Source organism: Bergeriella denitrificans NBRC 102155, from assembly GCF_001592185.1.
Classification (GTDB): Bacteria; Pseudomonadota; Gammaproteobacteria; order Burkholderiales; family Neisseriaceae; genus Neisseria; species Neisseria denitrificans.
The window spans coordinates 1-8,277 of the sequence record NZ_BCWL01000090.1 but is presented as its reverse complement, the minus strand read 5'-3'; the positions used below and the strand labels follow the sequence as shown (position 1 = coordinate 8,277).

The 8,277-nt window shown below is 57.7% G+C and carries 8 protein-coding genes; 2 read left to right on the top strand and 6 right to left on the bottom strand.

Annotation, left to right across the window (positions count from 1 at the left end; all coding sequences use genetic code 11):
- Positions 1-62: 62 nt before the first annotated feature.
- The gene (locus tag BDE01S_RS06210) at positions 63-713 is read right to left on the bottom strand and encodes a UPF0149 family protein (protein WP_169798084.1); all 651 of its coding nucleotides are present in this window, start codon (positions 711-713) and stop codon (positions 63-65) included.
- 6 nt (positions 714-719) lie between these two features.
- On the bottom strand, positions 720-1,523 hold the full coding sequence (locus BDE01S_RS06205; RefSeq protein ID WP_066078810.1) for a TrmH family RNA methyltransferase: 804 nt from the start codon (positions 1,521-1,523) through the stop codon (positions 720-722).
- Between the two features lie 191 nt (positions 1,524-1,714).
- Here BDE01S_RS06205 and argB point away from each other — a divergent pair, with 191 nt between their 5' ends.
- Both argB and panC read left to right on the top strand, forming a co-directional pair.
- Positions 1,715-2,611, top strand: a complete 897-nt coding sequence (gene argB / locus BDE01S_RS06200; RefSeq protein WP_066078808.1) for an acetylglutamate kinase — start codon at positions 1,715-1,717, stop codon at positions 2,609-2,611.
- A gap of 37 nt (positions 2,612-2,648) precedes the next feature.
- Positions 2,649-3,485: a pantoate--beta-alanine ligase gene (panC, locus tag BDE01S_RS06195; protein WP_066078805.1), complete on the top strand. Its 837-nt coding sequence runs from the start codon at positions 2,649-2,651 to the stop codon at positions 3,483-3,485.
- Between the two features lie 125 nt (positions 3,486-3,610).
- Here panC and BDE01S_RS06190 read toward each other — a convergent pair whose 3' ends face one another.
- The 4 genes from BDE01S_RS06190 to ppx form a co-directional block, all read right to left on the bottom strand.
- Positions 3,611-4,681, bottom strand: coding sequence for a sulfate/molybdate ABC transporter ATP-binding protein (locus BDE01S_RS06190; RefSeq protein ID WP_066078803.1), 1,071 nt, complete (start codon positions 4,679-4,681; stop codon positions 3,611-3,613).
- A complete protein-coding gene (cysW, locus tag BDE01S_RS06185; RefSeq protein ID WP_066078800.1) occupies positions 4,678-5,535 on the bottom strand; it encodes a sulfate ABC transporter permease subunit CysW in 858 nt (285 codons plus the stop codon). Before cysW ends, BDE01S_RS06190 begins: the two co-directional genes overlap by 4 nt.
- Positions 5,536-5,623: 88 nt before the next feature.
- A complete protein-coding gene (gene cysT / locus BDE01S_RS06180; protein ID WP_066078797.1) occupies positions 5,624-6,460 on the bottom strand; it encodes a sulfate ABC transporter permease subunit CysT in 837 nt (278 codons plus the stop codon).
- A 193-nt stretch (positions 6,461-6,653) separates the two neighbouring features.
- The gene (gene ppx / locus BDE01S_RS06175; RefSeq protein WP_066078794.1) at positions 6,654-8,162 is read right to left on the bottom strand and encodes an exopolyphosphatase; all 1,509 of its coding nucleotides are present in this window, start codon (positions 8,160-8,162) and stop codon (positions 6,654-6,656) included.
- Positions 8,163-8,277 lie beyond the last annotated feature (115 nt).

Sequence of the window (8,277 nt, the reverse complement as noted above, 5' to 3'; positions counted from 1 at the left end):
AGCAAGGCGAAGCAACGCCATACCATTCTTATTTTAAATGACCATATATATAGCCGAAGAAATTAATGCCTACCGCAGCAGGCTTTGTATTTTTTACCGCTGCCGCAGGGGCAGGGGTCGTTGCGGCCGGTTTTTTCGCCGTCGCGGCGCACGGTTTGCGGTTTGTTGAGCAGGGTGTGCCAGTAAACGGCGATGTCCAGCAAAACGTGCGGCAGGTCGGCCTCCAGGCGGGCGAGGTCTTTTTCGCTCAGGGAAACGATGCCGTCTTCCTCGTCGTAGATGCCTCCCAGCGCCATAATCGGGAAAAACAGGTCTTCAAATTCGTCTTGGCCGACGCTGGCAAACCAGTCGGTCGGTACGGTATCCAGCGCATACAGATAGGCGTTGCACCAGGTATAAACATCGGCAGTGCCGTCGCCGTCTTCATAAAGCCACATTTCAGGCAGGGTCTTTTCCGCCAGCGAGCATTTCATGCTGTCGGCCAGCGACAAAACCAGCGTTTCGACTTCGGCGCGTTCTTCATCGCTAAACAGTGCATCGCCCAAAATTTCGGGCAGCCAGCCGACGCTTTCCAGCGCATCGGGGCCGCTGACGAGGGCGAGCATAAAGGCCTGCACTTCGTCGCAGCGCATGGTGTTGTGGGTTTCGGATTTTTCGTCGAGCAGTTCGGCCAGGCGGGTGTAGGCGGCTTCATCGAAAGCGGATTGCATAATGTTTCCTTATGGGTTGGCGGGGTGTGCAAGCGGCAGGCGCTGGCGCATTTGTTCAAACAGGCAAACCGTAGCGGCCATTGCGACATTAAGCGATTCGGTCTGCCCCAACATGGGGATTTTCACGGCGCAATCGGCGGCGGCTAAGGTTTCCGCGCTGACGCCGCTGCCTTCGTTGCCGAAAATCCAAGCGGCGGGCGCGCGCAAATCCAGCTCGTACAGCCCGCTGTTGCGCTGCGCGGAGAGGGCGGTGGCGTAAACGGGGTGGCGGTAGGCTGCGGCCCACTCCCGGGCGGGAACGCGGGTGCTGATGTCCAGCAGAAAGTGTGCGCCCATGCCGGCACGCAAGACTTTGGGCGACCAGATGTCGGCGCAGTCTTGGGTGAGCAGCAGCTTGCGGATGCCGGCGGCGGCGGCGCTGCGGATGATGGTACCGACGTTGCCCGGGTCTTGCACGCGCTCGAGCAAGACGCAGTCGCCTTCCTGCGGCGGCGGGGTTTCGGCGGGTATTTCAATCAGCGTCATGACTTCTTCGGCTTCGGTGAGGCTGGTGATTTTTGAGAGCGCGCCGTCGGCAATCAGGGTGAGCCGCTCTTCGGGCAGCGCGGCAATGGCGGCCTGCAGCTCGGTATGTTGCGCCTGTTTTTCGGGCAGATACACCTGCAGCGGCTGCCGGCCGGTTTCCAGATAGGTTTTCAGCAGATGGATGCCTTCCAAAACGGTTTGGCCGGATTCGCGGCGGGCGCGGGCGCTGCCCAGCAGCTTGGCCAGATGCTTGAGCTGCCCGTTGTGGGCGGAGGTAATCATTTTCATAACCCCATTATATAAAAAGCCGTCTGAAAAACAAGCGCAATCAGGCATCCCGCTGTTTTCAGACGGCTTTTGCACGCTGCGGCCGGGAGTAGGCGTGCTTTCCCTTGTTTCAGACGGCCTTTGGTATTAACATTCGGCTTGGGGTGCAGCCGGGCTGCATCCGTATTGTCCGAAACTCTCAGGAAAACCCCATGAGCGATATCCCGACCATTACCCCGGCCGTCAAAGCCGGCATCCTTGCCGAAGCGCTGCCCTATATCCGCCGTTTTTCCGGCTCGACCATCGTTATCAAATACGGCGGCAACGCCATGACCGACCCCGCGCTGAAAGAAGGCTTCGCGCGCGATGTGGTGCTGCTGAAGCTGGTCGGCATCAATCCGGTGATTGTGCACGGCGGTGGCCCGCAGATTAACGAGATGCTCAATAAAGTCGGCAAAGAAGGCGTGTTCGTACAGGGTATGCGCGTAACCGACAGCGAAACCATGGACATCGTGGAAATGGTGTTGGGCGGACATGTCAACAAAGAAATCGTGTCGATGATTAATACCCACGGCGGTAAAGCGGTGGGCGTCACCGGGCGCGACGGCCATTTTATCAAAGCCAAAAAACTCTATATCAATACGCCCGAGCGCAACGGCGTGGACATCGGCCAGGTCGGCGTGGTGGAAAGCATCGACACTTCGCTGGTGCAGGGCCTAATCGACAACGGCCAAATTCCCGTGGTTGCCCCCATCGGCGTAGGCCGCAACGGCGAAGCCTTTAATATCAATGCCGATGTGGTGGCCGGCAAGCTGGCGGAAGAACTCAATGCCGAGAAGCTGCTGATGATGACCAACATCACCGGCGTGATGGACAAAGAAGGCAATCTGCTGACCAACCTCACTCCGAAGCGCATCGACGATTTGATTGCCGACGGCACGCTCTACGGCGGTATGCTGCCGAAAATCAGCTCCGCCCTCGAAGCCGCAGTCAACGGCGTGAAAGCTACCCACATCATCGACGGCCGCGTGCCGAACGCGCTGCTGCTGGAAATCTTTACCGACTCCGGCATCGGCTCGATGATTTTAGGGCGCGAGCCGGGGCAATAGGCCGTCTGAATTTCCGATATCACGATAAGAAAGCATTATGCAAATCATCCATACCGTCCAAGCCCTGCGCGAATGGCGTAAAACCGCAGGCCGCGTCGCCTTTGTGCCGACCATGGGCAATCTGCACGAAGGCCATATGGCACTGGTGCGCGAAGCCAAAAAACACGCCGACAGCGTGGTTGTCAGCATCTTCGTCAACCGCCTACAGTTCGGCCAGGGCGAAGATTTCGACAAATATCCGCGCACCCTGCAGCAGGATGCCGACAAACTGGCTGCCGAGGGCGTGGCCGTGGTGTTCGCGCCCGACGAAAAAGAGCTGTATCCCCGCGTCGAGCAGCGTTACAACGTCGAGCCGCCGCATCTGCAAAACGAATTGTGCGGCAAATTCCGTCCCGGCCATTTCCGCGGCGTCGCCACTGTCGTGACCAAGCTCTTCAATATCGTCGCGCCCGATGCCGCTTGCTTCGGCAAAAAAGATTATCAGCAGCTGGCTGTGATTAAAGGCTTTGTCGAAGACCTGAATTTCAATATCGACATCATTCCCGTGGACACCGGTCGCGCGCCCGACGGCCTGGCCTTATCCAGCCGCAACCAATATCTGAGCGAAGCCGAGCGCGCCGAAGCCCCGCGCCTGTACCGCGAGCTGCAGCAGGCCGCCGCCGCCCTGAAAAGCGGCGCAACCGATTATGTCGCCATCGAAACCGCCGCAACGGATGCACTAACCGCCGCCGGCTGGTCGGTCGATTACTTTGAAATCCGCCACGCCGACAACCTGGCCGTTGCCCGCGCCGGCGATAAAAAACTGGTCGTCCTCGCCGCCGCCCGCCTGGGCAGCACCCGCCTGATTGATAATTTGGAAGTCACGCTGGTGTAGCAGCGCAAGTAAAGGCCGTCTGAAAAAAGCCGTCTGAATATCACTTGCTGAGCGCTGCAAGCGATATTCAGACGGCTTTTTTCTACAGGCGGTTTTTCAGACGGCCTTTTGCGGCTGTGCAGGATTTAAATTGCGTATTCGATTAATTCGTTTTGGCCGAACACGTAAACCTGCTTGGGCGAGAGCGACAGCGTTTTGCCGACGGCCAAGTCCAAGCGGGCGGCGTCGCTGCCGGCGAGGGTGATGTGTACGTCCTGCCCGCCGTGTTTGACGGTGACGTGCGTCAGTGCGCCGACGGCGTGGATTTTTTCAACCGCTGCGGTAATCATGGCGCGGTCGGCTTCGGCAAGCTGCCATTCGTGCGGGCGAATGTAGCCGACGGCGGTTTGATCCTGCCATTTGTATTGTTTTTCCAGCGGCCAAGAGAAGTTTTGATAGTGCCATGCGCCTTTTTCGATGCGGCCTTCGAAGGCGTCGGTTTCGCCGAGAAACTCGGTGACGAAGGCGTTTTCCGGGCGGCGGTAGATGGCTTCGGCGCTGCCGGTCTGCTCGATTTTGCCGTGGTTCATCACCACGATTTCGTCGGATACTTCCAGGGCTTCTTCTTGGTCGTGGGTGACTAAGATGCTGGTTACGCCCAGGTTGTGGTGGATGTCGCGCAGCCAGGTACGCAGCTCTTTGCGGACTTTGGCGTCAAGTGCGCCGAAAGGTTCGTCGAGCAGCAGCAGCTTGGGTTCCACCGCCAATGCGCGGGCGAGGGCGATGCGTTGGCGCTGGCCGCCCGAAAGTTGGTGCGGATAGGCTTTGGCCAGGTGCGAAAGTTGCACTAAGTTTAAAAGCTCTTCCACTTTGGCGCGGATTTTTTCTTTGGACGGGCGTTCGGAGCGGGGCAATACGGTCAGGCCGAAGGCGATGTTGTCGAACACATTCATGTGGCGGAAGAGGGCGTAGTGTTGGAACACGAAGCCGACTTTGCGGTCGCGCACATGTTTGCCGGTAACGTCTTGGCCGTCAAAAAGAATCTTGCCGCCGTCTGAATTTTCCAGACCGGCGATGATGCGCAGCAGCGTGGTTTTGCCGCAGCCGGAAGGCCCGAGCAGCGACACCAGCTTGCCGGTGGGGACATTGAGGTTGATGTTTTTCAGCGCGTGGAAGTTGCCGAAATGTTTGTTCAGATTTTCGATGGTGATGCTCATGCGTTTCTCTCCGCCGCTGCGAGTTTTTTCTCTTGCGTTTTGGTGATGATGTTTTGGACGGCCAGCGTCGCCAGCGCCAGCAGCGCCAATACGCCCGACAGGGCAAACGCGCCGGTAAAGTTGTATTCGTTGTAGAAGATTTCGACCAGGAGCGGAATGGTGTTGGTTTCGCCGCGGATGTGGCCGGACACCACGCTCACCGCGCCGAATTCGCCCATCGCGCGGGCATTGGTCAGAATCACGCCGTAGAGCAGCGCCCATTTGATGTTGGGCAGGGTGACGCGCCAAAACATCTGCCGGCCGCTTGCGCCGAGAATCAGCGCGGCTTGTTCTTCGCTGTCACCCTGCGCCTGCATTAACGGAATCAGTTCGCGGGCGACGAAGGGAAAGGTGACAAACAGCGTGGCCAGAATAATGCCCGGAATGGCAAAAATAATCTGAATGCCCTGCGCTTCCAGCCAGCCGCCCAGCGCGGTATGCGCACCAAACAGCAGCACAAACATCAAACCGGCCACCACGGGCGACACGGAAAACGGCAAGTCGAGCAGGGTGGTCAAAAGCTGCTTGCCGCGAAAATCAAAGCGGGTCAGCAGCCAGGCCATCGCCACGCCCAATACGGCGTTGACGGGTACCACAATCGCAGCGGTAATCAGCGTTAATTTAATGGCCGACCAGGCTTCCGGGTCGGTCAGCGATTGGACATATAAATCCCAGCCGCCTTTCAAGGCTTCGTAAAACACCGCGACCAGCGGAATCACCAGCATAATCAGCAGGAAAAACAACGCCGCGGCAGTCAGCGCGATTCTCAGCCAGCGCGGTTCGGTCAGATTGGGGTTGGAAGAGTGGGTTTTCATGGTTCGGCTCTTGTGTTTTAACGTTTCAGGCGTAAAGGCCGTCTGAAAAAAAGATGGCGGCAGAGAGGTGATGTCGTTTTCAGACGGCCTAGGCTTTCGCCCCCGCCCGCTTGCTCAACGCCCACTGCATGATATTGAGTGCAAATAAAATGGCAAACGAAATCATCAGCATAAACAAGGCCACGGCGGACGCGCCCTGTACGTCAAACTGCTCCAGTTTGCCGGTAATAATCAGAGGCAGGATTTCGGACACCATCGGAATATTGCCGGCAATGAAAATCACCGAGCCGTATTCGCCAGTTGCGCGGGCAAACATCATGCCGGATCCGGTCAGCAGCGCGGGGGTGATTTCCGGCAGCAGCACGCGGCGGAAGGTGGTGAAGCGGTTTGCGCCCAAAGTGGCGGCGGCTTCCTCATATTCGCCGGAAAGTTCTTCCAAAACCGGCTGCACCGCCCGCACGATAAAGGGCAGGCTCACCACAACCAGCGCAATCCAAATGCCGATAGGGGTAAAGGCGATTTTGATGTCGAAAGGTGCAAACAGGCTGCCGATCCAGCCGTTGGGTGCGTAGAGTGTGGCCAGCGCGATGCCGGTAACCGCTGTGGGCAGCGCAAACGGCAAATCGACCAGCGCGTTGGCCAAGCCTTTGCCCGGAAACTCGTAGCGCACCAATACCCATGCCACCAGCGTGCCGAACACGATATTGGTCAGCATGGCGTAAAACGACATTTTCAAACTCAGCCACACCGCCGCCAAGACGTTCGGCTCGGCGATGGTCTGCCAAAACGCCGTCCAGCCGATTTCGCCGGCTTTTGCCGCCATCATGGCAAAAGGCAGAATCACCAGGAGCGACAGGCACAATACGGTCAGGCCGAGGCTGATTTTGAAGCCGGGCAATACGCTGGGGGTTTTGAGAAGGAACATGGACGGCATTTCGGGAATTTCACGATAAGCGGCACTTTAGCAAGGCCGTCTGAAAAAGGGAAAGAATGGTTGGTTTTAATCAAAGAGAAAATAGTTATATTGCTTGGTGAGGGTGGTAATAAAAAGCCGTCTGAAAAATACAGATATTCCTATCCTATTTTTCAGACGGCTTTTTTTCAGACGACCATCAGGCTTAAACGGCCTGTACGGTAAACGGAATATCCGTTTTCTGCCATTGCGCGCTTTCGTAGGCCAGCGCATCGGCAATCAGCGGGTGGGCTTCCAGCCAGGCGCCGTCAATCCGCAGTACGAAGCCTGCACCCGCGCTGTCGGAGCGCAGCTGCATCAGGGCGGGCAGTGCCAGGCGGGTGCGTGCGCGGCAGAAAAGCGCGGCCAGGCGCAGCGATAAAATGGCATACCACTGCATTTCGTTGCGGCCGACGATGTCGGTCATTTTCTTCACATCGCCGCGATGACCCAAGACCAGCTGCGACACCATGCTCTGCTCTTTGCGGGAAAAGCCCGGCATATCGGCGTTTTCCAAGATATAGGCGGAGTGTTTGTGGTAGCCGGTGTGGGCGATGTCGGTGCCGATTTCGTGCAGGCGGCCGGCCCAGCTGAGAAACTGCTGCCAAGTGGCCAAATCCTGTACCGGCACATTGCGCGCCAGGCAGAGGCTTTCCATGAATTTCTGCGCGGTTTCGGCCACGCGGTCGGCCTGGTTGAGGCTGACGTGGTAGCGTTTTTGAAATTCGGCGGTGGTCTGCTCGCGCATATCTTCGTTGAGCTGGCGGCCGATTAAATCGTAAAACACGCCGTCGCGCAGCGCGGCTTCGGTGACGGTCATTTTTTGGATGCCCAGCTCTTCAAAAGCGGCCATCATCACGGCCAGCCCGCCGGCAAAAACTTCCACACGCTCGGCTTTCAGGTTTTCAAATTTGGCTTTTTTGACCGAGCCGCCGGCGACGATGCGTTCGGCCAGTTTTTTCATGCCTTCATAAGTGATGTCGGCGGGTTGGGGATATTCGGCGGCCAATACGTCGCGTATGGATTTGGCCGAGCCGGAAGTACCGATGGCGAAATCCCAGCTGGTTTTCCGCATCATTTTGCTGATGCGCTGGATTTCGTTGCGCGCGGCGGAAATGGCGGCCTGGAAATCTTTGGCGCTGATTTTGTCGCGGAAAAAGCGCAGGCTGTAGGTCACGCAGCCCAACGGCAGGCTTTCGGTGTGTATCGGCTTCAAATCGGAGCCGATAACGAACTCGGTCGAGCCGCCGCCGATGTCGATAACCAGCATTTTGTCGCCGTTGGGCGGCAGGGTGTGCACCACGCCGGTATAAATCAGGCGGGCTTCCTCGCGGCCGGCGATGACTTCGATGGGAAAGCCCAGTGCGGCTTCGGCTTTGGGGATAAACTGATTGATGTTTTTGGCGACGCGGAAGGTGTTGGTGGCGACCACGCGCACCTGCTCGGGGCTGAAGCCGCTCAAACGCTCGCCGAATTTGGCCAGGCAGTCTAGGGCGCGGGCTTGCGATTCTTCACTCAGGATTTTGTTTTCGTCCAGACCGGCGGCAAAGCGCACCATCTGCTTGAAGGAGTCAATGACTTTGAGCTGGCCGTTGTTGTTGGCGCAGATTTGCAGGCGGAAGCTGTTGGAGCCTAAATCGACGGAAGCGAGCAGGGGGGCTTGGGGGACGGTCATAATCAAATACCAATCGTCGGATAGAAACGGGTGTAATGTTACTCTGAGTGAAAAAGCCTGTCATCCCTTATAGTCGGAGAACTTAAATCCTGCTACGGCGTTGGCTCGCCCGACT

Bases quoted from the DNA above. Each gene is read 5' to 3' on its own strand.
- BDE01S_RS06205 (WP_066078810.1), bottom strand. From the start codon at position 1,523: ATGAAAATGATTACCTCCGCCCACAACGGGCAGCTCAAGCATCTGGCC.
- argB (WP_066078808.1), top strand. From the start codon at position 1,715: ATGAGCGATATCCCGACCATTACCCCGGCCGTCAAAGCCGGCATCCTT.
- panC (WP_066078805.1), top strand. From the start codon at position 2,649: ATGCAAATCATCCATACCGTCCAAGCCCTGCGCGAATGGCGTAAAACC.
- BDE01S_RS06190 (WP_066078803.1), bottom strand. From the start codon at position 4,681: ATGAGCATCACCATCGAAAATCTGAACAAACATTTCGGCAACTTCCAC.
- cysW (WP_066078800.1), bottom strand. From the start codon at position 5,535: ATGAAAACCCACTCTTCCAACCCCAATCTGACCGAACCGCGCTGGCTG.
- cysT (WP_066078797.1), bottom strand. From the start codon at position 6,460: ATGTTCCTTCTCAAAACCCCCAGCGTATTGCCCGGCTTCAAAATCAGC.
- ppx (WP_066078794.1), bottom strand. From the start codon at position 8,162: ATGACCGTCCCCCAAGCCCCCCTGCTCGCTTCCGTCGATTTAGGCTCC.